The sequence below is a fragment of the Helicobacter sp. MIT 05-5294 genome (genome assembly GCF_000765675.1).
GTDB lineage: Bacteria > Campylobacterota > Campylobacteria > Campylobacterales > Helicobacteraceae > Helicobacter_D.
In genome coordinates this window covers 16,280-42,930 of sequence record NZ_JRPA02000002.1, presented here as the reverse complement: position 1 = coordinate 42,930, position 26,651 = coordinate 16,280, and the positions used below count along the sequence as shown (strand labels likewise).

General features: G+C 38.6%; 27 protein-coding genes. 7 read left to right on the top strand and 20 right to left on the bottom strand.

The window, feature by feature from the left end:
* Positions 1 to 172: 172 nt before the first annotated feature.
* Positions 173 to 1,000 (bottom strand): TIGR02757 family protein, encoded by an 828-nt coding sequence (locus LS69_RS01525; protein ID WP_238699061.1) that lies wholly within the window; start codon positions 998 to 1,000, stop codon positions 173 to 175.
* A gap of 157 nt (positions 1,001 to 1,157) precedes the next feature.
* Between LS69_RS01525 and dnaJ the strand changes: the two genes are divergently transcribed.
* A complete protein-coding gene (gene dnaJ / locus LS69_RS01520; RefSeq protein ID WP_138121637.1) occupies positions 1,158 to 2,276 on the top strand; it encodes a molecular chaperone DnaJ in 1,119 nt (372 codons plus the stop codon).
* 7 nt (positions 2,277 to 2,283) lie between these two features.
* Positions 2,284 to 3,633, top strand: coding sequence for a DASS family sodium-coupled anion symporter (locus tag LS69_RS01515; RefSeq protein WP_138121636.1), 1,350 nt, complete (start codon positions 2,284 to 2,286; stop codon positions 3,631 to 3,633).
* Positions 3,634 to 3,686: 53 nt separating this feature from the next.
* Here the strand turns inward: LS69_RS01515 and LS69_RS01510 are convergent, their stop codons facing one another.
* The 4 genes from LS69_RS01510 to LS69_RS01495 form a co-directional block, all read right to left on the bottom strand.
* A complete protein-coding gene (locus LS69_RS01510; RefSeq protein WP_238699066.1) occupies positions 3,687 to 4,451 on the bottom strand; it encodes an amino acid ABC transporter ATP-binding protein in 765 nt (254 codons plus the stop codon).
* Positions 4,452 to 4,506: 55 nt separating this feature from the next.
* Positions 4,507 to 5,208 (bottom strand): amino acid ABC transporter permease, encoded by a 702-nt coding sequence (locus LS69_RS01505; RefSeq protein WP_138121634.1) that lies wholly within the window; start codon positions 5,206 to 5,208, stop codon positions 4,507 to 4,509.
* Between the two features lie 14 nt (positions 5,209 to 5,222).
* On the bottom strand, positions 5,223 to 6,002 hold the full coding sequence (locus LS69_RS01500) for an ABC transporter substrate-binding protein (protein ID WP_138121633.1): 780 nt from the start codon (positions 6,000 to 6,002) through the stop codon (positions 5,223 to 5,225).
* A 284-nt stretch (positions 6,003 to 6,286) separates the two neighbouring features.
* Positions 6,287 to 7,225 (bottom strand): radical SAM protein, encoded by a 939-nt coding sequence (locus tag LS69_RS01495; protein WP_138121632.1) that lies wholly within the window; start codon positions 7,223 to 7,225, stop codon positions 6,287 to 6,289.
* 150 nt (positions 7,226 to 7,375) lie between these two features.
* Between LS69_RS01495 and LS69_RS01490 the strand changes: the two genes are divergently transcribed.
* Positions 7,376 to 7,660 (top strand): 4Fe-4S binding protein, encoded by a 285-nt coding sequence (locus LS69_RS01490; protein WP_138121631.1) that lies wholly within the window; start codon positions 7,376 to 7,378, stop codon positions 7,658 to 7,660.
* Positions 7,661 to 8,047: 387 nt separating this feature from the next.
* Here LS69_RS01490 and LS69_RS01485 read toward each other — a convergent pair whose 3' ends face one another.
* Genes LS69_RS01485 through LS69_RS01465 form a run of 5 tightly spaced genes read right to left on the bottom strand, consistent with a single transcriptional unit; the run spans position 8,048 to position 12,740 of the window.
* Positions 8,048 to 8,845: an SPOR domain-containing protein gene (locus LS69_RS01485; RefSeq protein ID WP_138121630.1), complete on the bottom strand. Its 798-nt coding sequence runs from the start codon at positions 8,843 to 8,845 to the stop codon at positions 8,048 to 8,050.
* Positions 8,846 to 8,859: 14 nt separating this feature from the next.
* Complete coding sequence (locus tag LS69_RS01480) at positions 8,860 to 9,405, bottom strand: DUF1882 domain-containing protein (protein ID WP_138121629.1); 546 nt, start codon at positions 9,403 to 9,405, stop codon at positions 8,860 to 8,862.
* A gap of 24 nt (positions 9,406 to 9,429) precedes the next feature.
* The gene (locus LS69_RS01475; RefSeq protein WP_138121628.1) at positions 9,430 to 10,680 is read right to left on the bottom strand and encodes a serine hydroxymethyltransferase; all 1,251 of its coding nucleotides are present in this window, start codon (positions 10,678 to 10,680) and stop codon (positions 9,430 to 9,432) included.
* Entirely contained in the window at positions 10,677 to 12,185 is a 1,509-nt protein-coding gene (lysS, locus tag LS69_RS01470; RefSeq protein ID WP_138121627.1) for a lysine--tRNA ligase, read from the bottom strand. The genes LS69_RS01475 and lysS overlap by 4 nt, the downstream gene beginning before the upstream one ends.
* An 18-nt stretch (positions 12,186 to 12,203) precedes the next feature.
* Entirely contained in the window at positions 12,204 to 12,740 is a 537-nt protein-coding gene (locus LS69_RS01465; RefSeq protein ID WP_138121626.1) for a CvpA family protein, read from the bottom strand.
* A 121-nt stretch (positions 12,741 to 12,861) separates the two neighbouring features.
* Between LS69_RS01465 and LS69_RS01460 the strand changes: the two genes are divergently transcribed.
* The 3 genes from LS69_RS01460 to LS69_RS01450 are packed head-to-tail and all read left to right on the top strand — an operon-like array spanning position 12,862 to position 14,940.
* Positions 12,862 to 13,365 carry a YajQ family cyclic di-GMP-binding protein gene (locus tag LS69_RS01460; protein WP_138121625.1) on the top strand — a complete coding sequence of 168 codons (504 nt, stop codon included), beginning with the start codon at positions 12,862 to 12,864 and terminating at the stop codon, positions 13,363 to 13,365.
* Positions 13,362 to 14,765: an apolipoprotein N-acyltransferase gene (locus LS69_RS01455; protein ID WP_238699060.1), complete on the top strand. Its 1,404-nt coding sequence runs from the start codon at positions 13,362 to 13,364 to the stop codon at positions 14,763 to 14,765. Before LS69_RS01460 ends, LS69_RS01455 begins: the two co-directional genes overlap by 4 nt.
* The gene (locus LS69_RS01450; RefSeq protein WP_138121624.1) at positions 14,707 to 14,940 is read left to right on the top strand and encodes a hypothetical protein; all 234 of its coding nucleotides are present in this window, start codon (positions 14,707 to 14,709) and stop codon (positions 14,938 to 14,940) included. Before LS69_RS01455 ends, LS69_RS01450 begins: the two co-directional genes overlap by 59 nt.
* Here the strand turns inward: LS69_RS01450 and LS69_RS01445 are convergent.
* From LS69_RS01445 to LS69_RS01420, 6 genes are all read right to left on the bottom strand, one after another.
* The gene (locus tag LS69_RS01445) at positions 14,930 to 15,367 is read right to left on the bottom strand and encodes a GNAT family N-acetyltransferase (RefSeq protein WP_138121623.1); all 438 of its coding nucleotides are present in this window, start codon (positions 15,365 to 15,367) and stop codon (positions 14,930 to 14,932) included. The genes LS69_RS01450 and LS69_RS01445 overlap by 11 nt on opposite strands.
* A 270-nt stretch (positions 15,368 to 15,637) precedes the next feature.
* The gene (locus tag LS69_RS01440; protein ID WP_138121622.1) at positions 15,638 to 16,483 is read right to left on the bottom strand and encodes a c-type cytochrome; all 846 of its coding nucleotides are present in this window, start codon (positions 16,481 to 16,483) and stop codon (positions 15,638 to 15,640) included.
* Positions 16,484 to 16,492: 9 nt separating this feature from the next.
* Complete coding sequence (locus LS69_RS01435) at positions 16,493 to 17,719, bottom strand: cytochrome bc complex cytochrome b subunit (RefSeq protein ID WP_138121621.1); 1,227 nt, start codon at positions 17,717 to 17,719, stop codon at positions 16,493 to 16,495.
* 10 nt (positions 17,720 to 17,729) lie between these two features.
* Positions 17,730 to 18,233, bottom strand: coding sequence for a ubiquinol-cytochrome c reductase iron-sulfur subunit (gene petA / locus LS69_RS01430; RefSeq protein WP_138121620.1), 504 nt, complete (start codon positions 18,231 to 18,233; stop codon positions 17,730 to 17,732).
* A 432-nt stretch (positions 18,234 to 18,665) separates the two neighbouring features.
* On the bottom strand, positions 18,666 to 20,234 hold the full coding sequence (locus tag LS69_RS10300; RefSeq protein ID WP_194145373.1) for a hypothetical protein: 1,569 nt from the start codon (positions 20,232 to 20,234) through the stop codon (positions 18,666 to 18,668).
* A gap of 63 nt (positions 20,235 to 20,297) precedes the next feature.
* Positions 20,298 to 20,771: a hypothetical protein gene (locus tag LS69_RS01420; RefSeq protein ID WP_138121619.1), complete on the bottom strand. Its 474-nt coding sequence runs from the start codon at positions 20,769 to 20,771 to the stop codon at positions 20,298 to 20,300.
* 174 nt (positions 20,772 to 20,945) lie between these two features.
* Between LS69_RS01420 and LS69_RS01415 the strand changes: the two genes are divergently transcribed.
* Entirely contained in the window at positions 20,946 to 21,155 is a 210-nt protein-coding gene (locus tag LS69_RS01415; protein WP_138121618.1) for a transcriptional regulator, read from the top strand.
* A gap of 269 nt (positions 21,156 to 21,424) precedes the next feature.
* On the opposite strand, the gene LS69_RS01410 is transcribed toward LS69_RS01415, so the two are convergent.
* The 4 genes from LS69_RS01410 to LS69_RS01395 are packed head-to-tail and all read right to left on the bottom strand — an operon-like array spanning position 21,425 to position 26,648.
* Entirely contained in the window at positions 21,425 to 22,249 is an 825-nt protein-coding gene (locus LS69_RS01410; RefSeq protein ID WP_138121617.1) for a TIGR00282 family metallophosphoesterase, read from the bottom strand.
* A gap of 49 nt (positions 22,250 to 22,298) precedes the next feature.
* Positions 22,299 to 25,343: a transcription-repair coupling factor gene (gene mfd / locus LS69_RS01405; protein ID WP_238699059.1), complete on the bottom strand. Its 3,045-nt coding sequence runs from the start codon at positions 25,341 to 25,343 to the stop codon at positions 22,299 to 22,301.
* The gene (locus LS69_RS01400) at positions 25,330 to 25,794 is read right to left on the bottom strand and encodes a polymer-forming cytoskeletal protein (RefSeq protein WP_138121616.1); all 465 of its coding nucleotides are present in this window, start codon (positions 25,792 to 25,794) and stop codon (positions 25,330 to 25,332) included. Before LS69_RS01400 ends, mfd begins: the two co-directional genes overlap by 14 nt.
* Positions 25,713 to 26,648, bottom strand: coding sequence for a M23 family metallopeptidase (locus LS69_RS01395; RefSeq protein ID WP_138121615.1), 936 nt, complete (start codon positions 26,646 to 26,648; stop codon positions 25,713 to 25,715). Before LS69_RS01395 ends, LS69_RS01400 begins: the two co-directional genes overlap by 82 nt.
* Positions 26,649 to 26,651: the final 3 nt, after the last annotated feature.

The window sequence follows — 26,651 nt, the reverse complement described above, 5'->3', positions numbered from 1 at the left end:
ATGCAAATACAATAGGCAAGACGCCGCTGTTATGCGAAGCCTCTGACAAAGGGCTGTGACAATCCATAATACAGAATCTCGCTTTAGAGATTCCATTGCATTATTTTATTTGTAGCTTACATTATAGATTGCCACGAAGTCTGACAATTTCTCACAACGACGAAAGGGTATGCTACTCTATCAAGCCTAACTGCCCGATACGATACAAAGCAAAATCATATTTAATTGGGTCATTGGCGTCAAATCTCTTTAGATTTTCACTCAACTCCAACACAGCTTTAAAATCATAAGTTTTTCGCTTTAGCAGTCCCAATCTTCTAGCGATTCTAAAAGTGTGCGTATCTAATGGCAACAACAAATCGCTTCTTTTTACTCCCTCCCAATATCCCAAATCTAAAGAATCTTTACGCACAACCCAACGCAAAAAGAGATTCCACCTTTTAAGCGGCGAAGTAGAATCTAGCAAACCTAGCAAAAATTGCAATCCTTGCGTAGGTTTGTCTAACTTGCGATAAAATGTGCTTTGCAAGGAACGAATGCCACCCAAAATAGAATCGCATCGATAACCTTGATAAAAAATCTCTTGCAGGGATTCCAAATTTAAAAGCGTTTGGAAGAACCATTGAATCTCTGCATTGTTTTGAAAGCGATAGACTTTAGAAGTGCAAGAAATTGCGCAATCTTTGGGATTTACAAGTGCATTTAGGTTACAAGATTGCAAAAACTTCACGATAGAATGCACATTGCCATAGGCAAACAAGGCGCAAAATAGTGCGACTTTATCGCTTGGAAACTCCCTTGCAACGCCTAGCGGGTCGGGCAAATTCTCATTAATAGAATCTTTGGTATTAAACAAATAATATTGTTCTTCTAACAAATGATAAAGGAATTTTTTGGAGGGATTCTTTGGAATCCTAAGTTTTTGTGCAATCGCAACTTGAGGATTTGAAGTTGGAGTTTCAAGCATTTTTGGGGCAAATTGTGCGCATTTGGATTCCATAACTTTCCTTTATTAATTTTAGAATCTTAGCAAAAATCTTTAAAAATCATCAAATTTTTATCCACAACAATCCCGATTTTTTAATCACTTCTAAACTTGATTGCGCTAAAATGCGAAATTTTTATTTACCAAAAAACATTAAAGATTAGGAGTATTTTTGGAAGAATTTGATTATTACGAAATCCTAGAAATAGAACGCAATGCAAGTGGAGAAGAAATCAAAAAAGCTTATCGTAAAATGGCGTTAAAATACCACCCCGATAGGAATCCTGACGATAAAAATGCTGAAGAAATGTTTAAAAAAGTCAATGAAGCCTATCAAGTCTTAAGCGATAAAGAAAAGCGGCAAATCTATGATACTTATGGCAAAAAAGGCTTGGAATCCAGCGGTTTTGGATTTGGCGATATGGAGGGAAGTATCTTTGATATTTTCAATTCCGTTTTTGGTGGAGGGTTTGGAGGATTTGGCGGGTTTGGCGGAGCGCAGAAGAAAAACGAAAAATATTCGCGTGATTTAGGCATAGAACTAGAGCTTAGCTTCCATGAAGCGGTATTTGGCTGCAAAAAAGAAATTGAGATTCTCTACAAAAGCTCCTGCGAATCTTGCAAAGGTAGTGGCGCAAAAGACGGCAAAGTAACGACTTGTAGTGCTTGTAAAGGAAGTGGGCGTGAGACTTTTTCACAAGGCTTTATGACTTTCGCGCAAACCTGCTCCAAATGTCATGGAAGCGGAGAAATGAGCGCGGAGAAATGCCAAAAATGCTCCGGCAAAGGCTATCAAGAAAAACAAGAAAAATTTGAAATTAAGATTCCAGAGGGTGTGGATAATCAAAATCAAATCCGTGTGCAAGGACGCGGAAATCAAATGCCAGATGGCTCACGCGGGGATTTGTATGTAGAAATTGTCGTGCAAGAAGATGCGCATTTTATCCGACATCGCAACGATGTTTATTTAGAAGTGCCGGTATTTTTCACACTTGTAATGCTTGGCGGAACAATCAAGATTCCAGCCCTTACCAAAGAATTGGAACTCAAAATCCCTATGGGTGTCAAAGACAAGCAACAATTCATCTTCCATGGCGAAGGAATCAAAAGTGTCAATAGTGGCAAAAGAGGGAATTTTATCGCTGTTGCCAATATTTCATATCCTGATAAGTTGGACGAAAAACAGCGCGAATTACTCTTGCAACTCCACCAATCTTTTGGCTATGAAGAATCCAAGCCCATTAATTGCTTAGAAGGTTTGGTAGAAAAAATCAAAAATTGGTTTAAATAGAGAGAAAATGCAGATTCAAAGGGCTTTATGGATTATTGGGATAGATATTTTATTATTTGGTGCGCTTTTTGTTTGGCTACCTTTCACCAAAGAAGCGAATCTTGGAATCTGCATTTTAGCATTTGTCGGGATTCTTTGGGTTAGCGAAGCTGTCCATACAACTATCACAGCATTAATTGTGCCATTACTTGCGGTGTTGTTTGAATTGCAAGATGTTACCAATGCACTCAAAACTTTCGCAAACCCGGTAATTTTCCTTTTCTTTGGCGGATTCGCACTCGCTAGCGCATTACACATTCAAGGCTTAGATAGGCTGATTGCTAACCGCTTGATTCTCCTTGCCAAAGGCAAAATGGGCGTAGCGATTCTAATGCTTTTTGGAGTGAGTGCTTTGCTCTCTATGTGGATTAGCAACACAGCAACTGCCGCGATTATGTTGCCTTTAGCACTTGGGATTCTGTCTAATTTAGAAATTTCAAAACATCGCGGGACTTTTTTGTTTGTGCTTTTGGGCGTCGCTTATAGCTCGGAAATTGGGGGGTTTGGCACAATGGTTGGAAGCCCTCCTAATATCATCGCCGCTTCCTATCTTGGAATGAATTTTTTAGAGTGGATGAAACTTGGGATTCCATTTATGTGCATTATGTTACCTTGTATGGTTGGAATTTTATATTTGCTACTCAAACCTAATTTAAACCAAACTTTTCATTTAAAATTAGAAAAAACGCAATGGGATTCTAAAAAAATCATCACTCTAGTGATTTTTGGAATCACTGCACTTGCTTGGATTTTTAGCGCGAAACTTAGCGAATGGTTTGGCGGAATCAAAGATTTGGATTCTATGATTGCATTAGCTTGTGCAGTCGCCATAGGCATTACGCGTGTTGCGACTTGGAAAGAAATCCAAAGCAACACAGATTGGGGCGTTTTATGGCTTTTTGGTGGAGGACTTGCCTTAAGTGCGATTCTAAAAGACTCTGGCGCGAGTGCAGTGCTTGCCAATGGCGTTACTGCGCTCTTTGGGCATAGTAATTGGCTAATGATTATCCTTGCTTCCGCACTTTTCATTATTTTTTTAACAGAATTTACAAGCAACACCGCAAGTTCGGCGTTATTAGTGCCAATCTTTGGCGTCGTAGGAGATGCGTTAGGTATGCCACATTCCGTGCTTCCGCTCGTGATTGGCTTTGGTGCAAGTTGCGCTTATATGCTACCTGTCGCCACTCCTCCCAATGCAATCGTCTATGGCACAGGCTATATTAAACAAACAGAAATGATGAAATACGGCGCATTTGTCAATTTGTTTTCTATTGTTTTGATTCTTGTTTTTGCTTGGTTTGTTTGGCGTTTTGTTTGATTGTCTTAAAAAGTAATGCGAGATTCCATAATCGCAGAATCTCTAGGATAAATTTACCGCCGAATATGGCTTAAGAAGTATTGCAAACGCTCGTTTTTAGGAGAATCAAAAAAGTGTTGCGGCGGGGAATCCTCTAAAATCTTGCCATGCTCCATAAACAAAACGCGCGTAGCGACTTCTTTAGCAAATCCCATTTCATGCGTAACGCAAACCATACTCATTTTTTCTTCTGCCAAACTTTTCATTAAATCCAAAACTCCCCCAACCATTTCAGGATCTAACGCACTTGTAGGCTCATCAAAAAGCATTACCTTGGGCTTCATTGCAAGAGAACGCGCAATCGCAACCCTCTGTTTCTGCCCCCCACTTAAACGCGCAGGATATTCATGGGCTTTATCATACAAACCCACACGCGCTAGTAAAGCCAACGCGACTTCCCTTGCTTCATTAGCACTCATTTTTTTAAGCTTCATAGGAGCTAAGGTAATGTTTTCTAACACATTTAAATTATTAAACAAATTAAAATGTTGGAACACCATACCCATTTGGGCGCGCGCCTCATTAATATCTTGGCGGTCTCTTTTGTCGTATTCTTGAATCTTACGCTTCAACTGCTTTCCTTTAAACGCAGAAAGCTCCGGATATAAATCTATGCTGATTTCAGAGATTCTCCGATTCTCTAGCCAAATCTCGCCACTATTTGGGGTTTCAAGCAAATTCAAACAACGCAAAAAAGTGCTTTTGCCACTTCCACTAGGTCCGACAATCACGACTTTTTCACCGCGTTCAAACTCCACATTCAAGCCATCAAGCACGATTTTTTCTTTTTTGCTTTCTTTTGTGCCACTCTCATAATATTTTTTGACTAAATTTCTAACGCTTATCACTTTTTCTTAGTTTCCCTTCGTATTTTTTAACGATAAAACTTGCCAACATCACCAACACAAGATAACAAAACGCTAAGAAAAAATATGGAATCATATATTCATAACTTGCGCTTCCAATCGTCTTAAACGCATAAGTTAAGTCATGCACGGTTACATAGTTTGCCACTGAAGTTTCCTTAAGTAGGGTAATAAACTCATTGCCTAAATTTGGCAAGGCGTTTTTCAAGGCTTGGGGGAAAACCACAAAATGCATACTTTGTTTGGAATTTAGCCCAAGAGCCCTTGCTGCTTCGTTTTGCCCACTATCTACGCTTAGGATTCCGCCACGAATAATCTCGCTCACATACGCGCCACTATTCAAGCCAAAAATAACAACTGCCACCAACAAGGCATTGCTTCCTGCAAGTCCAAAAAGCGGCAGAATCACGAAATAAATAAATAATAATTGCACAACAATAGGCGTCCCGCGAAAGAATCCCACATAGAGTTTGCCAACTACAACTAATACGCGCTCCAATGCGTTTTTGTCCTCTTTGGTAATAAGAATTGCTAAGAGTGTGCCAACAAAGATTCCAATTAACAAACCACATACAGCGAGTAGAATCGTAACAAACAATCCCTCAACAACAAGAGCATAACCGCCCTTTAAGATGAGTTGATTATAAAAAATACTGATTTTATCTAGCATAAAATGACTTTATTTTAATAGTATTTTTTGATGATTTTATCCAACACACCCTCTGTTTTCATTGCTTCTAAAACGCCATTGATAGAATCTAGCAATTCTTTGTTTCCTTTTTTAACTGCGATTCCATATCTTTCTTCTGTCAAATACGCACTCAAAACCTCCGTATTCGCGTAATTTTGGGAAATTAAACGCGCAGGAGCTTCATCAATAATCACAATATCCACTTGCCCATTTACCAATGCGCTTACTGCCAAAGAACCATTCACAAAGCCTTTAACTTCCGCTTTTGCAAAGCCATCAAATCCCCAATCCTTATCGCCTTGCGCATAAAATGCTCCGGTTGTGCCGGTTTGCACACCGATTTTAATACCCTCTCTTGCGTTGATTGCCTTAACAAGTGCGGCAGCATCACTACCAATGGCTTTTAATTCAGAATCGGATTCGTTAATAATCACCACTTGATTTGCATTATAATAAGGAGTAGAAAAATCTACGACTTTTGAACGCGTCTCGTTAATTGTCAAACCACTTGCGCCAAAATCCGCATTTTTGCTACTCACCGCACTCACAACAGAATCAAACTCCATATCTTGAATCTCCAAATCCTTACCCAATCTTCTAGCAATCTCTTCTGCAATCTCAACATCAATCCCCTTAAACGCACTACCCTCTTTATATTCAAAAGGAGGAAACTCCGCAGCAGTCGCCATTGTCAGCTTCTCATCGCCTTTGCACCCTTGCAAACAAACCACCGCACAAACTACCAACAAACTCGTCCAGACAATTTTTCGCATATCACTTCCTTAAAGAAAACATTGGATTTGGATTATAACAAAAATTGATTGCCTTTGCGGAGGTTTTATCAAAATTCTTATGCAATCTATCGTTTAAAGCCTTTTTCTCGCATTCTTACATACTGCGTCATTGCGGCCAAAGCGTGGCGAAGTGTGGCAATCCATAACACAGAATCTCGCTTTAGAGATTCCATTATATCCTCTAGTAGCCTACATTATGGATTACTACGACTTCTGCGAAGTCTCTCAATGAAGATTTACCAACTTACGATTTTACCAATGTTTTATTGTATTTTATTGTCATAAGGAATCCTAAAAAATTCCTCGCCATTGCTTTCTATTCTCTCCACTGCGCCACTTTGCAACAATTCCTGCAAAATCTTTTTAGTAGAGGAATGCCAAAGAGTGCTGATGTCTTGTAAGCTTTGAGGGCGCATAGCAAGGGTTTTAAGAATCTCCTCTTGGGTTAAAATCAAATTCTCTTGTCTATTGGATTCTATTCTTTTAGCAACAAAGGTTGGAATACCAAAATCCAAAAAAATTCTTCCCAAAGATTCTAATTGCTTCTCTGAAATACGCTCCACTTTATAAGCTGGAGGGCGGTCAATCGTGCCAATATCTAATCTCTTTAAACGCATAGGAGCAAGGAATTTTGCCATTTTTTTTACTTCCTCTAAGGAATCATTAATGCTTTTAACAAATAAAATCTCTGCATACAATTCGCCCATAAAATCCGCACTAAAGTCATAGATTCCATGTAATACCTGCTCTAAATTGATTGTTTTGCTCGGGCGGTCAATCTTTTTAAACACTTCCTTACTCAACGCATCTAACGAAAACTTAACCTTATCAAACAACAAACACGCGCGTGCGATGCTAGGCTCACACAGCAAAGAACCATTGGTCAAAAGCAAAGTCTGTGTCGCACCTTTCACATCTTCTAATCGCAACATTAACTCATACAAATAAGGATAAAGTGTCGGCTCTCCATTTGCGGTAATGGTTAGGGATTCTATGTTTGGAAAATGCGCCAATCCTTTCTGAATCTCTCTTAAAATCGTCTCCACTTCCAAAGGGGATTCCATAGAATCTTGCGCCTTTTTCCCCTCCAATTCGCAATAAAGGCAATCATAATTGCATTGCTTCACATAAGGAGACAAATCCACACCTAAAGATTCTCCAAAGCGTCTAGAGCGCACAGGACCAAAAATAATACCACCCATAGATAAAGCCTTAAAAAATAATTTCATTAGCAATTTTACACTATTTTACACAATAAAATAGCCTTTGTGGGGCTAATTTTATTTTTAAAGCACTATTTTATGAAGTTTAATATATACTTGTTACTCAAACTTAAATTTTAAGGAGAAATAATGTCTGTTAAAATTACTGATATTTGTATCGCCTGTGGTGCGTGCATTGACGAATGTCCTGTAACAGCAATCGTAGATGATGATGACAACCCAAATGACGATGGTTGCTACTTTGTTCATAGTGAAAAATGTGTAGAATGTGTCGGACATAACGACGAACCCGCCTGTGCGTCCGCTTGTCCAACAGAAGGCTGTATCGTGTGGGACGCGGTAGTCGCCTCACAACCTCACAGAGACGATATTGGCAATGACAAAAGAAGTGCGCATACGCCTGTCGTTGAATAGATACTCTCTTTAGCTCCTTTAAGGGGCTGATTTACTCTCTCATACTGATAAATACAAACGGAATCCCGAAATTCACATTCAATCACAATCCTAGTCAAAGCCTAATGCAAAACTCATAGGCAAGAAAAGGAAACCTGTCATTGAGAGAAGTTGCTAAATGCGACTTCGTAGCAATCCATAATCTAAACAATCAATCAATAATATAATGGAATCTCTAAGGCGAGATTCTAAGCGTGGGGATTTGCGAGTGTGGGTAAATTGCTAACGCACAATGTGCGCCACTCTCTCGCTTCGCTCGTTCCTCGCAATGACAAAAAGCAACACTTAACGCGGTAGCAAAATTGCGCTCACAAAGCGTGAGCGGATATTGTCAAAAAGGTATGAAGCTTATTTAATCTCTTTAATAAAAGCATCTTTATTGATTTTGGAGCGAATCTCGCTTAATCTATCTTGAGCTTCTTGTTTTGTTCCATACGGACCAATCAACAAACGATTATTATCGCCTGATTTTTGCATACGATAACTGAATTTCCCCTCATTAATTAATCCCAATAGCTGCTTGTTTGGAGAGAATTTACTAAATGAACCTACTTGAACATAAAATCCTCTTGTCGCCTCACTTCCTTGCAAGGCAGGATCATTGACTCTAACATCTCTAAAACTATCGCTTACGCTTGGTTTTGGAGATTCTTGCCTTTCTTGTCTTGGGGCAGTTTGAGCTACTTGTGTTGTTTGTGCAGGTTTTGGGGATTCTGCTTTTGGTGTCGTAGATGGAGCTGTTGGCAAAGCCTGTGATGCAGGGTTATTCTCGCTTTGTTGCGCTTTGATTTGGTTAATAATCGCTTGGAATTGATCATCGCTGCTTGTATTGTTTTGAATCGGAACTTGTCCAAAATCTGTATTTTGTTGGTTTGCATTTGAAGCCTGTGCATTTTGAGAAGTCGCAGATTCAATCGGTTTTTGTGTTTCAAGATTTGGCGTATTATAATCAGAATCTTGAGAATCTCCTTGAAACAAATAAACAACCAATACAACAACCGCGAATAATAAAACACCAATCGCGCTTAATAAAATCAACTTTTTATTGTTTCCGCCCTTTAACTCATCTCCCTCGCCATTACTAATAAGCAAATCATCTAATTCCAAATCGTGTGTTGTGTCTTTATGGGATTCTAACTCTTTCATTTCCTTACCCTCCTTTACATATGTTTCGACCACGAAGCACCGCGTTCTTTTCTATAAACATTATAAGGCACAATTAGAATGTTAAAACTTTTGGGAATATCAAGCGAAGGAAACATTTTCCACTCTGTTGGCATTTTTTGTGCAAGTTTCGCGCCTAACATTTTAGAGATTTGACACGCTTCTTGAAAAGTCGTATGTCCTTTATGCACATACAAATGCAAATGTCCGGGTGTTTTGGTTTCATACGCAGTAAAATTAATAAACCCTTCTTCTCTTAAGAGTAATTGCGCACGATGCCAAAAGCGTTCTGCATTGAATCCATTGTAGTCAAAAACAATATTCTCCACCTTATCGTGTGCGTTAATCAAAGAATGCGCAATGATAATTTCTTTTTTAAAATGACTTTGAAGTAAATTGCGTGTTATGGGTTCATCAACTTTTTTGAATTTATCATAAAAGATTCTCCCATTATGATGAATTTTCTCTCCGATTCCCGGCGACTTTAACCAATAATGCGAAGTAATCATTTTGATAAGTTTTAAATCCATATCCGATACCATTGCTCGCTCCCTTATCTTTAATCTTTAAAAAATTGCCTTATTATAAATAGGAAATTTTAGCGCAAGTTCTTTTAATTCAGACTTGATTTTTTCTTGTTTTTGCAGATTTGTTATATCATCTAGCACATCTGCAATTTTATTTGCCACAATTTCAAACTCTGCTTCCTTGAATCCTCTTGCTGTTAATGCAGGAGATCCAATGCGCACACCACTCGTTACAAAGGGGCTTCGTGTTTCTCCCGGAACGGTGTTTTTATTCACCGTGATTCCCGCATTACCCAATGCCAAATCCGCATCTTTGCCACTATATTCTTTATCCAACAAAGACAACAAAATCAAATGATTATCTGTGCCATCACTCACGATTTTGAAATTTCTCTCCATTAACACCTTTGCCAACACTCGCGCATTTGCTTTCACCTGTTTAGCGTAATTTTTCCAAGAAGGTTTTAGATTCTCACCAAACCCCACTGCTTTACCTGCAATCACATGCATTAGCGGTCCTCCCTGTATTCCGGGAAATACTGCTTTGTCAATTTTCTTAGCATATTCTTCATCGTTGGTTAGAATCAATCCTCCACGCGGTCCGCGCAAAGTCTTATGTGTCGTTGTTGTTACCACATCTGCATAAGGAAAAGGATTCGGATATTCTCCCGCGACAACTAGTCCAGCAATATGCGCAATATCCGCCATTAAAATTGCCCCTACACTATCGGCTATTTCTCTAAAACGAGCGAAATCTAACTCTCTTGAATAAGCACTAAAACCACATACGATTAAATTAGGTTTGACGACTTTTGCAATCTCTGCAACTTTGTCGTAATTAATCCTTCCATCAAGCTCCACGCCATAAAAGAAACTTTGATACATTTGCCCTGTGGTGCTTACTTTTGCTCCATGGGTTAAATGTCCCCCATGGCTTAAATCCATTCCCAAAATTTTATCATAAGGCTTTAAAAGCGCGGAATAAACCGCACAATTCGCCTGTGAACCCGCGTGAGGCTGCACATTAGCAAAAGCACAACCAAAAAGCTCTTTGGCGCGATTAATCGCTAATTCTTCAATTTTATCTACAAACTCACAACCGCCATAATATCGCTTATAAGGATAGCCCTCTGCGTATTTATTGGTCAGCACACTCCCCATAGCCTCCATAACACTTGGAAAGGTGAAGTTTTCACTTGCAATCATCTCCAAATGTGTATTTTGACGCTCCAACTCTTGATTAATAAAGCCCAAAATTTCCGGGTCTTGCTCTTCTAATATATAGCTCATTCTTCTATCCTTTTTTGTGGTTTTTGCGGTTTTAATGCAGGAAATAAAATCACATCTTTAATGGTTGTATTCCCCGTCAATAACATTACTAAGCGGTCAATCCCAATGCCCTCTCCCGCAGTAGGTGGCATACCATAAGAAAGGGCTGCAATATAATCTTCGTCCATATATTGCGCCTCTTCGTCCCCCGCTTCTTTTGCCTTCACCTGCTCTTTGAATCGCTCTAATTGGTCTAATGGGTCGTTTAGCTCACTAAAACCATTGGCTATTTCACTTCCTCCAATAAACAATTCAAAGCGGTCGGCAATTTCTGGATTTTTATCATTGCGCCTTGCAAGAGGGCTGATTGCAATCGGAAAATCTGTGATAAAAGTCGGATTGATGAGTTTTTCTTCTACAAAAGCATCAAAGGCTTCACTTTGCAGTTTTCCTAATTCCATTTTGGATTCCAACTTCACACCTGATTGTATCAAATAATCATAGAGTTTATCTGTATTGATTGCGACTTCTCGTGGAATCCCGCCAATCTCCACTAGTGCGTCAATATAGGAAATTTCTTTGAATTGGTCCATTTGAATCTCTTTGCCATCAAAAGGTAAAGTTTTAGGCAAATTTAACGATTCTAATAAACTCACAAACAATTCTTGCGTGATTTTAATCAAATCTTTGTAGTCTTTATACGCCCAATAAAATTCAATCATCGTAAATTCCGGATTGTGCGAATGGTCCATACCCTCATTGCGGAAATTTCGGTTAATTTCAAAAATCGCTTCAAACCCTCCGACAATCAAGCGTTTGAGATATAGTTCAGGTGCGATTCTTAAATACCGCTCTACATTCAAGGCATTGTGATAAGTTACAAAAGGCTTTGCGTTTGCTCCACCGGGAATTGGGTGCATCATGGGTGTTTCAACTTCCAAAAAGCCTTTTTGTTCAAAAAACTTTCTCACATTTGAAATGATTTGAGAACGCAACACAAAGCTATCACGCACCTCTTTATTCATAATTAAATCCAAATATCTCTGACGATAGCGCAATTCAATATCCACCAATCCATGATATTTTTCCGGCAAAGGGCTAATGGCTTTCGTCAAAAGCTTAAATTCTAAAGCATGTAAGCTTAATTCACCTGTTTTTGTTACGAAAGGAAACCCTTTTGCCATTACAATATCGCCAACTTCTATATATTTTTTAAACACATCAAAGTCATCGCCTAATTCGTTTTTGGATAGATAGATTTGCAAGATTCCTTGCGTATCTTCAATCTTAATAAACGCTGCTTTGCCCATTAAGCGAACAAATTTAATGCGCCCTGCAATCTGCGCGGATTTGCTCTCGTCTTTTTGCTCACCTTCTGGTAAGGCTTTAAGAGAATCAAATACGCGCAAAAAATCTTGCGTGGAGGATTCCTTTAAAATCCCATTTGCGTAAGGATTGATTCCCATTTCGCGTAATGTATTGGCTTTTGTGATTCTGCCAAGCACATAAGCATCATTTTCAAACATTTTTTACCTTTTAAAATTTTAGAATATATTTTTCTGCAAATTCTCTATTTCGGGTGTGTTATTCTGCACAACATCTAGCTTAATAACCGCAGTTCCTGTGCTTAGCAACATTGGATAAAGATAGCTTCCTTGCGTGTATTTTTCAATAAAACTTCTAGCAAATTGGATATTGGCAAGTGTGGCAAGGAGAATCGCGAAAATCATAAAAATCTTTAAAGCACCAAAACAGAATCCCAAAATACGATTCAATCCTCCCAATGCACTTAAATGCACTAATTTCTGCACAATTTCTGCTAAAATCAACGCAACCCCCCAAATGACTGCCAATAATACCAAGAATCCTACAAGAGAGATAGCGGAGGGGTTTTTAAAAGTGTAGATATTCGCACTAATCCATTCTCCTACGCTACTTCCATAAACAGAAGCACCATACACACCACCCACGATTCCAACAAAGCCAAAAAATTCGCGCACGAAGCCATTAATCACGCCCCGAATCGCCAAAAGCAGAATCAAAGCACCCAACACCAAATCAAACCAACTAAAATCTTCCATTACACACCTTGAAACAAAATTTCAATAAAATGCGTATTTTACACAAAAGAAACCTAAAAACATTTTATGTTAAAATAAAATTTAATAATTTTTAGTAAATTTTTCGCAAAAGGAAGCAACAATGGCAGCAAAAGAACATAGCTTTGATATTTCAGCAAAAGTAGAGATTCAAGAGTTTAAAAACGCGCTAGAACAAGCAAAAAAGGAAGTGGAGAATCGTTTTGACTTCAAAGACGACAAGGCAAAAGAGCTAAACTTCAATGAAAAAGAAAAAACCCTAACCCTCCTAGCAACAAGCGCAAATAAAGCAAAGGCAATCAAAGATATTTTGGATTCCAAACTCATCAAACGCAATCTCTCATTAAAAGTCCTTAAGGAGCAAAATACGGAATCCGCAAGTGGTGGCAATACAAAAATTACCTATAAACTTAACGATGTATTAGATGATAAAAGCACCAAAACTATCAATACGACGATTAAAAACGAAAAATTCAAAGTCAGCACACAGATTTTAGGTAACGAGATTCGCGTCAAAGCAAAAGATATTGACGAGTTGCAAAAAGTGATTGCGCATTTACGCAAAATGGAGTTAGAAATTTCTCTAAGCTTTGGAAATTTCGCGTGAAATTCACACTAAAATTTTCATCAGACACACCAAAGACTAGGGGCACAAAAAAGCATTCCGCCCAAACAAAAGTGCGCAAAGGCGAATCTAATAAGAATCCCAAAAACTTTGGAGAAAGGCTATTTTTATGCGATGAGATTCCACAAAACAAATGGATTGCTTCCTTAATTGGGGCTTTGTGCGCATTATTTTTCAGTGCATTTATCTACTTGGAGCATTTTTTAGGGGATTCTAACGCCCCAATTTTCTCCACAATTTGCGCACTTTGTGGAATCTTTTTATATTTTAAACTTTCGCGTTTGGGTGCGTTTATCTGTGGTGCTTTGATTGGAATCCTATGGTTTTATTGGGTTGGTTTTAGTTTTAGATTCTTTGGAATTGCCTATTTGATTCCATTGGTTTGGATTGTTTTTGCACTGATTTATGGCGGGATATTTTATCTCTTTTGCTTTTTTAAAAGCCCTATTTATCGCTTGTTTGCCCTCACTCTCTCTTCGTGGATTCACCCTTTTGGTTTTAATTGGTTTATCCTAGAATCTATGCTAAGCAAAAGCTATTTTTCTCCCTCTAAATTCACCCTATTTTTGCTTCTTATTGGTGTGCTGATTTTTAGTCTTATGCTCACAAAAAAGCTTTATAAAGCAGGTGTTGTTTGGATTTTATCGTTTTATTTAATACTCTTTGGCTTTCAAGATTCTATAAATTGGGATTCTAAACCCAAACCTCAAACCCCTACACAACTAAAAATCCAAACTTTAAGCCTTAATATCCCGCAAAATCTGCGTTGGGATTCCAAACATTTACAAACCATTATTGCGCAAAATTATGATAAAATAAGACAAGCAAAGGCGCAAAATTATGATTTGGTAATCCTCCCTGAAACCGCCTTTCCACTTGCATTAAACCTCTATCCAAGCCTTATAGAATCCCTAAAAGAGGCGAGTGCTGACATTGCGATTCTAACCGGCTCCCTTTATCAAGAGAATCACAAAATCTTCAATAGTGCTTATTTGTTTCAAAATGGAGAAATGCAGGTTTTTCACAAGCAAATTCTCGTGCCATTTGGTGAGCAGATTCCTTTACCTCACTTTCTAGCAAGTTGGATCAATAAGACCTTTTTTGAAGGCGCGGAGGATTTTGAACAAGCCAAACTCCAATCGCCAAACTCCACACTTATCGGTAATGAGCGATTCCAAATCGCAATTTGCTATGAAGCAACTAGGGAAGAGTTTTATCAAAATTCTCCCCAAAACCTCATCGCAATTAGCAACAATGCGTGGTTTTCTCCAAGCATTGAACCTACTTTGCAAAAACTCTTAATGTTGTATTTTGCTAAAAATTATGGAACGACAATTTTTCATTCTAGCAATGCTTCATTGGATTTCACACTTAAGCCTTAACATTGTTAAGATTCTGCATAATTCTATCGGCGCGAAATGCTTTTGCACCGCGCTAAAACTTGGCTTTACGAATCTCTTAGCCATCTCAAAGAATCTCTGCCAAATATCACAAATACAGCCCCAAAATCATCACATTTATAGCATTCAAAAGGAATCTGCGGTTTTTAAAGTTTGAGTAACATTTCAATATGCCAAATTCCATCTTCTAGGTATTGTTGCGAGACTTGTTCAAATCCAAATTTTTGATAAAAGCCCTTTGCATAGACTTGTGCGCCGATTCTTATTGCTTTTGCTTGTAATTTTTCTTGTGCAATTCTAATCCCCTCTTTGACAATCATTTCCCCCAATCCACAATTTCGTCTCACAGAAATCACCCGACCAATAGAAACTTCTTTGTAAGAAACCTCCGCTTCCACGACGCGACAATACGCCAAAATTCCCTTTTCATCTTTAAGATACAAATGAAAACTTCGCTTATCTTTATCATCAATTTCTTGATAAGGGCAATTTTGCTCCACCACAAACACCGCAACGCGTATTTTAAGAATCTCGTATAATTCCTCCAGACTCAATTCTTCAAAGCTTTTCACTACTAATTGCATTCTCAATTCCTTTTAAACATTTCCACGCAGACAAAGACAAGATGGATTTATTTGGGATTTGCGATATTTTAACAAAAGTCTTTTTAAAGTAGCTTCCGATTCTTTGGATAGAATCTTATTGATGGTAAATCCAAACCGCAAAAGTTAATATTTGCAAGATTAAAAGATGTTTTGGTTATGTGTTTTAGAGTTTTTAAGCGTTTTATCAAAGCCAATTAAAAGAAAGAGAATATCAAAGCAAGGAGAAAAAACCCTGCTTTGATGAATGGATTAATGCACATCTGACCAAATTTTGCGTTTCCACAAATAAGCCACAACGCCCATAATCACCATAAAAATAATGAGTTTGTAGCCGAGTGCTTCGCGCTCATCTTTTTTGCTATCACCGACAGATTCCATATAAGCAATGACTTGATTTTCTGCTTCTTGTGTCAAGCCAACGCGTGGCATTGCAGTGCCGGGAAGTCGCTTTTGTGGATCATTGATAAAGGTATGTAAATAATCCAAACTTCTACTGCGAATCATCATAGATAAATCAGGAACTTTTGCACCCAAATAATCCGTCATACCACCCTCTGCACTCCATTTATCATAGCGCACACTATGGCAACGACCACAAGCATCAACAAAAACTTCCTTATTGCTTAAAGTTTCTGGCGCAATGCTTTTCAAATAAGCAACCATATCAGCAATTTCCTCATCACTCATCATATCATAATATGCTGGCATTGGATGATTGCCATCAAATTTATGAGTTTGCTTGGTTGCAACTGAAACATTTTTGATAACATTACCCAAGAAGTTTTCTTGATAAATCAACCCTGCAGTTGATAAATCCGGTGGGACGACACCATAAGCTGCAAGTGCATCTTCTGGAGCAAATGGGGATTCCATTCCCTCTACTTTAATAGAATGGCAAGCAAGACAATTTGTAGTTACAATCTCTTTGCCATTTGCAGCATTTCCCTCTTTAACCGCAAGAGGTTGCAAATCCTTAAACTCATAATCTGCAGGAGCTACTGCTGGATTCATTTGGCTATGCGCAAAAGGCTCAACACCCCAATAAATAATCCCGGTAAGCACCACAACAACGATTAATGCTAAAATTTCTTTCATAATCGCTCCTTATTTTTCTTTGTTTTCAAGCTTCGTTACTATCGGTAACACAACAAATAACAATGCCAAGAATGCAATCGTTGCGGCAAATCCAATGTAAGCATTCGCACCTGTTGGAGGGAGTTTACCCCAAATCGTAAGAATAATCATATCTGCAACCAAAAGCCAGAAGAAAATCATAAATCCCGGTCGTTTGTGTGCGGGTGCGACAACATCACTGCGGTCCAACCAAGGCAAAAGCATAAAGACAACATTTGCGATTCCAAATGCAATCAAGCCTAAATCTGCGCTAAAGAAGAAACCTCTTAAAATCTCATAGCTCCACAAGAAATACCATTCAGGATAAATATGTGGCGGGGTTTTAAGATGATCTGCGGGATCAAAGTTAATCGGGTCAAGCGCAAAGGCAAAATGATAGCAAGTAAGATAGAACAAAATCGCCAAGAAGAAGCTTGCCACAAAGAAATCTTTAGATAAGAACATAGGCCAAAATGGAATCACTTTAGATTCTTTTTTGTTGCCTGCTTTATACTTTTCAGCTTCTTTTTCAAAGTCTAATTCTTCGCCATAAGCGTTGTTAACATGCGGAATCCTCAAAGAGTAGAAATGCACCGCAATCACGAGCATAATCACCACAGGCAACAACACAACATGTAGCATAAAGAATCTTGTCAAAGTCGCGTCTGCTACGATAAAGTTTCCGCGAATCCATACAACCAAATCTGCCCCAATTACAGGGATTCCGCCAAATAAGTTTGTAATAACCGCTGCCGCCCAATAGCTCATTTGTCCCCAAGGAAGCATATATCCACTAAATGCTTCTGCGGAAAATAAACCAAAAAGAACCATACCTGTAAGCCAAATCATCTCTCTTCCGCGCTTGTATGAACCATAATAGATTGCAACAAACATATGAATATAAATCACCAAGAAACAAACAGACGCACTCACAGCGTGTAAATGTCGCCACAGCCAACCATATTTCACTTCTTGCATAATTGTATAATTCACGCTATCAAATGCGAGTTTTGTATCAGGCTTGTAATACATTAATAAAAACAATCCAGAAATCACCAAGAGACTAAATAAGACAACCAACACCACACCCATTGCCCAAAGGAAATTAATGTTTTTTGGAATCCAATATTCCGTCATCAAAACTTTCATCAAAGGCTTAACCGCTAACCTTTGATCCAACCAATCAATAATGCCATCTGCTTTATGAATTTGTGCCATACGCTACTCCTTATGCCTTGCCTACAAGTTTTAGGTATTCAGGACCTTCTTCGCCAAGCACCAATTTCGCACCCTCAATCTTAAAAGGTGGAATCGCCATTGGAGTTGGAGGAGGACCAAATACATTTCTACCGCAAGCATCAAATCGCCCACCATGACAAGCGCAATGAAACTCACTAGATTTAGAATCGTATGATGGAATACAGCCTAAATGGGTGCAAATTTGGATACCTAAACTATAATCTGCATTGCCCACAACCACATCTCTTTCTTCACATTTTTTCATTTCTGCAGTTTTTTTAATCACATAAACAGGTGTGCCTCTATACTCCACTTGTCTATATTCGCCATCAGCCATACTGCTTAAATCAATAGTTGTGAAACCAGCTGAAACAACACTTGGCAATGGATCCCAAGAAGATTTCATCGCAACCAACGACGCACCAACGCCAATAGCCGCAATCCCTCCTAGAGTCATACCAAGGAAATCTCTACGATTGACATTCTCTGCCATCTATTTCCTCCTCATTGAAACAAATTCTTAAAATTTTTGTTAAGAAACTTAGTATTTTATCAAAAGAAAACTTTATTTTTAAAAAACTCTGCAAATTTTTGTGTGATTTTCCCGACTAAAACGCTACAAAAAGTTGCAAAATTGTAAATCCGACAAACCAAAATAACCATTGTGTCCTTGCAAGAAGTGCAAAGGTTGCTTTTGTCTTTGCAAGATTCTATGGCAATAGAATCGTGGGTTACCTAGCCGTCATTGCTAAGCCCCTGAAAAGAGGCTGTGGCAATCCATAATGTAAATGACAAATAAAATAATACAATGAAATCTTTAAGGAGAGATTCTAAATTACAGATTGCCGCGTCAGCTTCGCTTCCTCGCAATAACAAGGGGCGAGATTCTGCAACGACACAATAGCAAATGAATAACAAACAAAAATTATACGACTTTTAAGCCAAAAATTCTAGCCATAAAGGCTTTAAAGAGATAAAGTATCGTGCGTCCTTTCCCCGCGCAATTCGCAACCATTAAACCCTCTCCTAGTTTATAGGAAGTGTAGTTTTTGATTTTTAAAGCTTCTTGATAATCCGCGTAAGATTCTAACGGAGGGAGTTTTAGCGTTGGGTCTTTGGCAATTTTTTCTTGGTATTGCCTTTGCTCTTGTTTATAAGAAGCATTAATGTAGCTTAACACATAAGGCAATCTTATCATTCCCCACAAACTCTTAGAATTTAGCACCATCGCATTCCCAAGCCTAAAGCTAAGATGCGATTTAATCCGCAAATCCGCTCCTACTAATACTATTTTAGAATTTTGTTTAGAATCTTTCAATGCCTTAATTTGACTCTCCAAAGAAGCAAATCTCTTCTTATCCATTCGTGCGTTATATTCTTCTATCATTTCTTTGATGGCTAGAACATTTGGGATTAAATAGCTAAAATCATATTGGGATTCTACTTTTATGCCCTCTAAAGGAAGAATCTCATAATCCCACTTCCCACCATGTGCGAGATAAAACTCCACCACATCAACATAATCAATATCCGCACTGACTTGTGCTTTTTGGTCCAACCACACGCTAGATTCGCTCATCGGCTCATTTTCGGTATTTATCCGAAAACAAGTCGCCTCATCAATCCACAGAATATCTCTCAAAGAATGCACGAGCAAAACTCCATTTTGAATCATTTTAACAATTTTTGTTTGCGCATTTTCTAAGATAAAACTCATTTTGTTTTGATGCTTTAGTCCAAAACTCCACACCTTAATCCCAACCACCGCATAGCCCTTACTCTCTTCTGGGAAATACAGCCTATCCTCGCGCTTCACTCTGTAAGCCACTTCATTGTATGCAGAATTGTTATAAGAAAAAGGAAGCAGGGATTCTGCGCCCAAAAGACTAGCAGGAGTTAGAATCTTAAAATGTGGCAAAGTTTGCGCCTTGCTTACATTTGGCTTTAAAGGTTTAAAATCCTCTAAAAATTCTATGATTTTCTCACCCATTAAAGCTGTCAAGGAATAAATTTGATGATAAGCATCGCTAGTGTTAAAAAACTCCATTAAGCCTTGTTTTGCATATCTTTCGTGCATATCAATCACATTGAAGCCATAATGGTTTGCGTTTTGCTTCACAAACGCATTGAGTGTGGGATTGTCATGGACGAATGGCAAGATAAGCCAAACTACCCTTTTGCCAAGCTGATACAGCCCCTCACACAGCCAAGCGAGATTCCGCCCAATCACTTGCACACTAAAACCCTTTGGAATCATATGCGAATCGTTAATATTCGTCTCTATGACGATAAAATCCGCTTCTTGCAATGCTTGTTGGTTTTTGACATGGAAGATTTCAAAGAGATTCTGCAAACTATCTGTGGCACCAAGTGCTAGGTTTGTTAGCTCTATGTGTTCTTGCATTAGTCCAAACTGTAAGCCTTTAACAGCCACAGAATTACTCCCACCTAGCAAAACTATCTTGGTTTTTTTAGGTTTTGGTGAAGATTGCATTTGCCCCCTTGTTTTAGGATTCTTTGGTAAAATCCTTGGAATCCTGATTTTTAAGCTTTGTATTTATAAGTATTCTTTGATTCGCTCAAGAAGCTCATCACTTCGCTTTTGCAATTCATTAGCGACTTCTTCTTTAACTTCAACCATTTGCTCTTGTGTCTCTTTCATCATGTCAATCCAACCGCTATTAAAAATCACATCAGCTTCTTGTTTGTCATTTTCTCTCAAGATTTTCTCTAAAGTTGTTTTGCTACCACCATGAGTTCTTGTAGCAAACACGCAAACTTCAATCTCACCCTCAAACATTTCACAAAGGGCTTCATAACCATCGTCTATTGCTTCTCCTCCACTAACAAAACCTATCATTTTTCCATTACGCTCAATAACAGCCACAAAATCCCCATATTCAAGATACCTTAAACACTTCAAATTAGATCGTTTTTCCGTCAAAAGCTTTAAGAAACTCCAAGTAATTGTAGTAGTTTTACCAGAATTTGGCTGACCTTTAACCCTTATAAAATGATTAATCTTTACCATTTTTTCCTCCAAAGCTAGAAAATTAAATTCGGCATTATTCAACTATTATTCTTAAATCTTAACAATTGATATATTCAAGCTTTATCTATAAATTAATTGAATATTTCAAGTGTTTTGAATAAATAAAATTTTATGTAAAATCAAAACAAAAGTTAGCGATTTTAAGGATAGGGTTTGACCAAAAGAAGCAAACGAGATATGGCGTATTATTTGGAGATTGATGTTAGCACTTTGTATAATTGGAGGAAGCACAAGCCCAATCTTTATCGCATTATTATGCTTGGTTTTAAGTTTGATGAAGTCTTGGAGCAGAGTAAGAAAAACTATGACTATCTTTCGGATTTGGAGCAGAATCTCCAAGATGAGATTGCGAGATTTAAATAATAGAATCCTAAATAACTAACTTTTGCAGAGCTGCTTTTCGTCCTTGCGAGAAAATTTAAAAAATTTTCGTGGCAATCTATAATATAAATTACAAATAAAATAATGCAATAGAATCTTTAAGGTGAGATTCTAAATTATAGATTGCCGCGAATTGCGTTGCAATTCTCGCAATGACGCAATGGCGGAATCGTGAGTAATTTTAAATCATGGATTGCTTCGGCGTTGCCTCGCAATGACGATAAGGCGCGATTCTGTAATAACGAAAGAACCTAAGAATCCCTCACTGCTTCTAGCGTTTTTTGCAACTCCCCATTATCCACCGCTTTAAGCTTAAATGCCTCCACGCATTGACCCTGCACAATCTCGCAAACAATCATTTGAAAAAGGCTTGGGATTCCGCTTCCTTCCGGCACTTCAAGACGATTTGGTAAACCTGTCAAAAACCGCTCAATCGGCTCTTTCGCGCGCATTCCTATCACACTTTCTCTCGCGCCACACATTCCTATATCACTCACACCAAAAGTCCCATCAAAGATTTCCAAATCATCTGTGCCAATATGCGTATGCGTGCCGACAATCGCCCCAATCTTGCCTTTTAACATCAAAAACATTGCGCGTTTTTCGCTCGTCGCTTCCGCGTGAAAATCTAGCACGATATTTACGATTCCTTGTTGGCGCAAAGATTCTATGATTTGATTGGCACAAATAAAGGCATTATCGCATTGAGGCATACCAAAATGCCCCATTAAATTCAGAATCGCAAAGGATTCTTCACGCACACTTCCGCGATAGATTCCACTTCCCACCACGCCTTGCGGATAATTATGCGGACGCAAAACGCTAGAGTTTTCTAAGCTCAAAAACGAAACAATATCCCTTTTATCCCAAATATGATTCCCGCCGGTAAAGACATCAACACCTGCTTCTTGCAACTCCCGCATACAAGAAATGCTAAGCCCAAATCCATGACTTGCGTTTTCGCCATTTGCCACTACGCAATCTAGGCGATATTTTTCTCTTGCTTCTTTAAGATAACGAGCGACTTGTTGCCTCCCAATCTTGCCTACAATATCTCCAATCAACCCAAAACGCATTGCTTTCCTTAAAAATTATTTAGAATCCTATTTCGCCCAAACTTTGAATCTACGATTTTTGCGATTTCAAAGTCTCCAAATGCCCAAAAACCGCCTTAAGCAAATCGTCCTCGTCCTTGCTTGTCGCCTTAAGCGTGAATTTCTCACCCTTTAAATCCACGAAAGAAATGTTTTGCTGGTAATTTAAAATACTTGCGATTCCGCAATTTCGCGCAATAATCTTAATGCGAATCAAATCCAAAAACTGCCTTGTATAAATATCCAACCGCCCAAATCGCTCTTCAATCTCCCCTTCAATCAAAAAAACTGCATTTTCTTCTTGAGCGCGAGAAAGTCTCCGATAGATTTCCAATCGTAAGCGTTCGGATTCTATCAATTCAGGATTCAAAAACGCCGTGATACTAAGCTTCACATCAACCGAGTTTTGCTTTTGTTGCACATCTCCGCTTAGAGTGAAAATCGCCTCTTCAAGCATTCTTAGATAAAGCGAATATCCTATGTTTTTGATATGTCCACTTTGCGCTTCTCCGACTAAATTCCCACCGCCACGAATCTCCAAATCATGATAAGCAAGTGCGCCACCACTTCCTAAAAACGAGTTTTTCTCTAACGCCAAAAGTCGTTTTTTAGCATCAGCAGTGATGTGTTCAAAATCTTTCACCAAAAGATAGCAGAATCCCTCTTTGTTCCCTCTTCCTACGCGTCCGCGCAACTGATGCAAATCTGCGATTCCAAAGCAATCCGCACCCTCTACGATAATTGTATTGGCATTAGGCAGATGAATCCCGGATTCTACGATACTTGTGCAAAGCAAAAGATGATAGTTGCCCTTAGCGAAGTCTAGCACAATATCTTCTGCTTCATTAGAGGGGATTTGAGAATGCAGAATCGCGATTTTTAATTGTGGCAAAAAGCTTAAGATTTCATCTTTTTTTCGTGCAATCGTGGCAATGTTGTTATAAATATAAAACACTTGCCCATTGCGTCTAATTTCGCGCAATATCACTTCTTTTAGCAAAACCTCATCATAAGCTTTAACAAAAGTTCTTGTGGCTTGTCGCTCACTAGGAGGAATCTTAAGCTCACTTAAGCCTTTAATGCGCGAGAGTGCCATATTTAGCGTTCGCGGAATCGGAGTAGCCGACATAGAAAGTAAGTGAATATTTTGGCTTAAATCTTTGATTCTTTCTTTTTGCTTGACACCAAATTTATGCTCCTCATCAACCACAATCAACGCGAGATTCTTAAACTCCACATTTAAAAGCGTGTGTGTGCCAACAACTGCGTTTAATTCTCCATTTTTAAGCCCATTAAGTATAGTTTTTTTGTCTTTTGCGCTGACATAGCGATCTAGTCGCGCGAGTTTCAGCCCAAAAGGAGCGAATCGCTCCTGCAAGGTATTAAAATGCTGGTAAGCAAGTAAGGTTGTCGGCGCGATAATGGCGGATTGGTAGCCGCTTAAAAATGCCGCAAACATCGCGTTCATTGCAACTTCAGTTTTGCCAAATCCCACATCTCCACTTAGCAATCTATCCATTACGCGCCCATTGCTTAAATCCTTGAAAATCTCCGCAATCGCTTGGGTTTGGTCTTCTGTATAATGGAATCCACTTTGGTTTTGGAAAATCAAAATTTCTTCTTTTGTAACATCAAAAACCGCACCATCAAGCAATTCGCGTTTTGCTGCGAGTTCAATAATCGCATTGGCAATCACAAAAAGCTTTTCTCGCACTTTTTCTTTGAGTTTTGCAAACGAACCTTTGCCTAAGCGGTCTAGCATTGGAATCCCGCCACTATCTGCCACATAGCGGTCAATTCTATCTAGGTTTTCAACCGGCAAAAGTAGCTTGTCTTCCCCAAGATAGCGTAACTCTATGAAATCTCTTGTCGCGCCAAAAATATTTGCCTGAACGATTCCGTTAAAAATTGCCACCCCATAATCACAATGCACCACATAATCGCCAAGATTCAATTCATCTAAAAATATCTTAGCCTTTACACGCTTTTTCTGCTTTTGAGGAGAATTAAGAGATAAAATCAGCTCGTCTTTGCCCAAGATATTAACAGAAATATCCCAATCAAGCATAAAACGGAATCGCGTATCAGTTAGCGAAAACCCTGCTTGACGCACTTGAGATTCCGTTTTGGCAAGAATCGTAATGCGCTTATCTTTATGAAATTCCAAAAAATTCTTTAGCGTATTGAATTGGTATTCAAAGTCTTGATATTGCGAATCTCTCTCTATTTCCACGCCATTTAAGATTCTTTGCAAACTTTGTTCGTTTTGTTCTTTGAATCCCAAAACTTCTTTTGCTAATTCCTTAACATTGGGTAATAATACAAAAGGATAAGTCTGCAAAAAATCTTGCGCAGCGTTAATTATATCCAAATACCAAAACCCAAAACTCGCCATTGTGCTACTATTTGAAACATCTTTTAAAAACGAATCTTGCTGTTCTAAAATTGCATTTTGTAAAGTCGTGTAGGATTCTGCATTGAGATTAAAAAAAGCCGGTGGAATCGTGAGGGTTTCTAATTCTTCTTTGGAGCAAAGTTGGTTTTGCACATCAAATTTGCGGATACTCTCACATTCATCGCCAAAAAATGTAATCCGATAAGGTTGCGAATCTTGCGTGAAAATATCCACAATATCCCCTCTTACCGAGACTTCTCCGCTAAGCTCTACTAAATCTACAAATTCATAGCCTAGATGAAATAAAGTTTCTTTGAAATCTTTAAGGGGGTAATCTACGCCCACTTGCAAAGAAATGCCTTGTAGAGATTTGGCATTTGGCAAAGAATGCAACAGCGTGGAAAGGGGGCTAAAGAGGATTTTTTCGCCTTTACAAGCATAAAATCCTCGCAATGTGGCGAAAATCTCACCTAATTCCTCTTGGAAGCTACGCAAATCCTCGCCAAAATGAGCGCGAAAGTCGGGCAATACAAAAGCATTAAATCCCAAAAATCGGGCAACATCACAAGCACCTAACGCGCTTTGCTTCTCTTCACTTATTATCACCAAGCCATTTTTGAAATGGTGGTGAAATTCTTTTTTGGAATTTTTTAAGAACGCATAAACGCTACTTTGAATCACCGCCGTCCTCTGATTTTTTCACGCTAAAGGGTGTAATCTTTGATTTATCTAAGCCACCTCTGTTTGCTTTGTCAAATCCATTGGTAAATTCGTTATTTTTATACACAACACTTTGTCCAACAAACTCTCCGGTTTTTTCAATGATCAACTCTTTTGCTGTAATGCTACCATCAATCCTGCCTTGTGGTAGAATCTCTACGATATTGCATTCACAATTTCCCATTAATTTCCCACTCACTACCAAATGTTCCGAGTTAATACTGCCATTGACGCTTCCGTTTTTTCCGATTGCGACATTGGTTTTAGCAATAATATTTCCCTCTAAAGTGCCATCAATATGCAGATTGCACTCACTAATCACATCACCTTTTATCTTTGTTCCCTGCGCAATAATACTGGTGTTTCCTGAATTTCCGCTAATTTGTTTATCATTGTTAGCAAAGATTGCCATTTTATGTTTTTCTCCTTTTCAAAAATTTGCGTGTAATCCCGCATTGTCCATTCTACAAAGGGACGGGGATTAAGGTCGCGACTTAGATAACGAATTTCATAATGCAAATGTGGTCCCGTGCTTCTGCCGGTATTCCCAGAATACGCAATCAGTTGTCCGCGCTGCACAAAATCCCCTTTATTCACAACAATTTTGCTCAAATGCGCATAAAATGTTTTGAACCCAAAAGAATGTTCTAATTTTACCATAATTCCATAGCCACCATTATAACCATTATTAGTAAAATCTGCTACGCCATCAGCGGGTGCATAAATAGGCGTCCCTACAGGTATGCCAAAATCTATACCATTATGAGGGGCTGTGCGTTGCAACACAGGATTCACGCGCGTTCCCCATTCAGAAGTAACGCGATAACTCCCGCGTAATGGAGCACCATTAGGAATTAATTGCATTACAAAGGCTTTTTGCGCTCCTGTGATTCTTGCCAAATCCACACGCTCAATCAAACTCAAATCTTGCGGTGCTTCTATTGTCTGATCGCTCAAACCAACGATTCCCTCTAAGTCTTCAATGCGGTCAGAAACCTTGACTAATTCTTCGGTTTTTTCATCAACCAAAGCGCGTAATTGCTCGTTTTTCTCGTTAATCTTTAGATATTCTTGTTGCATTAAATCGCGTTTAGTCTCAATCTGCTTGACTTCTTTTAAAAGAAGCTTAATGGAAATAAAACTAAAGAAAAAAATCACCACAACAAGCAAAATCACATAAAGCACAATTTGCTTCATATACTGACGGATATTATATTGCTTTGAACCATTCACATCAGTAATAGTAACAACAAAACGATTCTTCACTCT

What these genes read in the sequence shown, in the direction of transcription:
- LS69_RS01410 (WP_138121617.1), bottom strand. Translation starts at nt 22,249, where the DNA reads ATGCGTTTTGGGTTGATTGGAGATATTGTAGGCAAGATTGGGAGGCAA.
- LS69_RS01435 (WP_138121621.1), bottom strand. Translation starts at nt 17,719, where the DNA reads ATGGCACAAATTCATAAAGCAGATGGCATTATTGATTGGTTGGATCAA.
- LS69_RS01475 (WP_138121628.1), bottom strand. Translation starts at nt 10,680, where the DNA reads ATGAGCTATATATTAGAAGAGCAAGACCCGGAAATTTTGGGCTTTATT.
- LS69_RS01500 (WP_138121633.1), bottom strand. Translation starts at nt 6,002, where the DNA reads ATGCGAAAAATTGTCTGGACGAGTTTGTTGGTAGTTTGTGCGGTGGTT.
- LS69_RS01400 (WP_138121616.1), bottom strand. Translation starts at nt 25,794, where the DNA reads ATGGCAATCTTTGCTAACAATGATAAACAAATTAGCGGAAATTCAGGA.
- LS69_RS01480 (WP_138121629.1), bottom strand. Translation starts at nt 9,405, where the DNA reads ATGGTATCGGATATGGATTTAAAACTTATCAAAATGATTACTTCGCAT.
- lysS (WP_138121627.1), bottom strand. Translation starts at nt 12,185, where the DNA reads ATGTTTGAAAATGATGCTTATGTGCTTGGCAGAATCACAAAAGCCAAT.
- LS69_RS01460 (WP_138121625.1), top strand. Translation starts at nt 12,862, where the DNA reads ATGGCAGCAAAAGAACATAGCTTTGATATTTCAGCAAAAGTAGAGATT.
- petA (WP_138121620.1), bottom strand. Translation starts at nt 18,233, where the DNA reads ATGGCAGAGAATGTCAATCGTAGAGATTTCCTTGGTATGACTCTAGGA.
- LS69_RS01465 (WP_138121626.1), bottom strand. Translation starts at nt 12,740, where the DNA reads ATGGAAGATTTTAGTTGGTTTGATTTGGTGTTGGGTGCTTTGATTCTG.
- LS69_RS01515 (WP_138121636.1), top strand. Translation starts at nt 2,284, where the DNA reads ATGCAGATTCAAAGGGCTTTATGGATTATTGGGATAGATATTTTATTA.
- LS69_RS01485 (WP_138121630.1), bottom strand. Translation starts at nt 8,845, where the DNA reads ATGAAAGAGTTAGAATCCCATAAAGACACAACACACGATTTGGAATTA.
- LS69_RS01450 (WP_138121624.1), top strand. Translation starts at nt 14,707, where the DNA reads ATGGAACGACAATTTTTCATTCTAGCAATGCTTCATTGGATTTCACAC.
- LS69_RS01440 (WP_138121622.1), bottom strand. Translation starts at nt 16,483, where the DNA reads ATGAAAGAAATTTTAGCATTAATCGTTGTTGTGGTGCTTACCGGGATT.
- LS69_RS01505 (WP_138121634.1), bottom strand. Translation starts at nt 5,208, where the DNA reads ATGCTAGATAAAATCAGTATTTTTTATAATCAACTCATCTTAAAGGGC.
- LS69_RS01495 (WP_138121632.1), bottom strand. Translation starts at nt 7,225, where the DNA reads ATGGGTGGTATTATTTTTGGTCCTGTGCGCTCTAGACGCTTTGGAGAA.
- LS69_RS01445 (WP_138121623.1), bottom strand. Translation starts at nt 15,367, where the DNA reads ATGCAATTAGTAGTGAAAAGCTTTGAAGAATTGAGTCTGGAGGAATTA.
- LS69_RS01490 (WP_138121631.1), top strand. Translation starts at nt 7,376, where the DNA reads ATGTCTGTTAAAATTACTGATATTTGTATCGCCTGTGGTGCGTGCATT.
- LS69_RS01525 (WP_238699061.1), bottom strand. Translation starts at nt 1,000, where the DNA reads ATGGAATCCAAATGCGCACAATTTGCCCCAAAAATGCTTGAAACTCCA.
- LS69_RS10300 (WP_194145373.1), bottom strand. Translation starts at nt 20,234, where the DNA reads ATGCAATCTTCACCAAAACCTAAAAAAACCAAGATAGTTTTGCTAGGT.
- LS69_RS01420 (WP_138121619.1), bottom strand. Translation starts at nt 20,771, where the DNA reads ATGGTAAAGATTAATCATTTTATAAGGGTTAAAGGTCAGCCAAATTCT.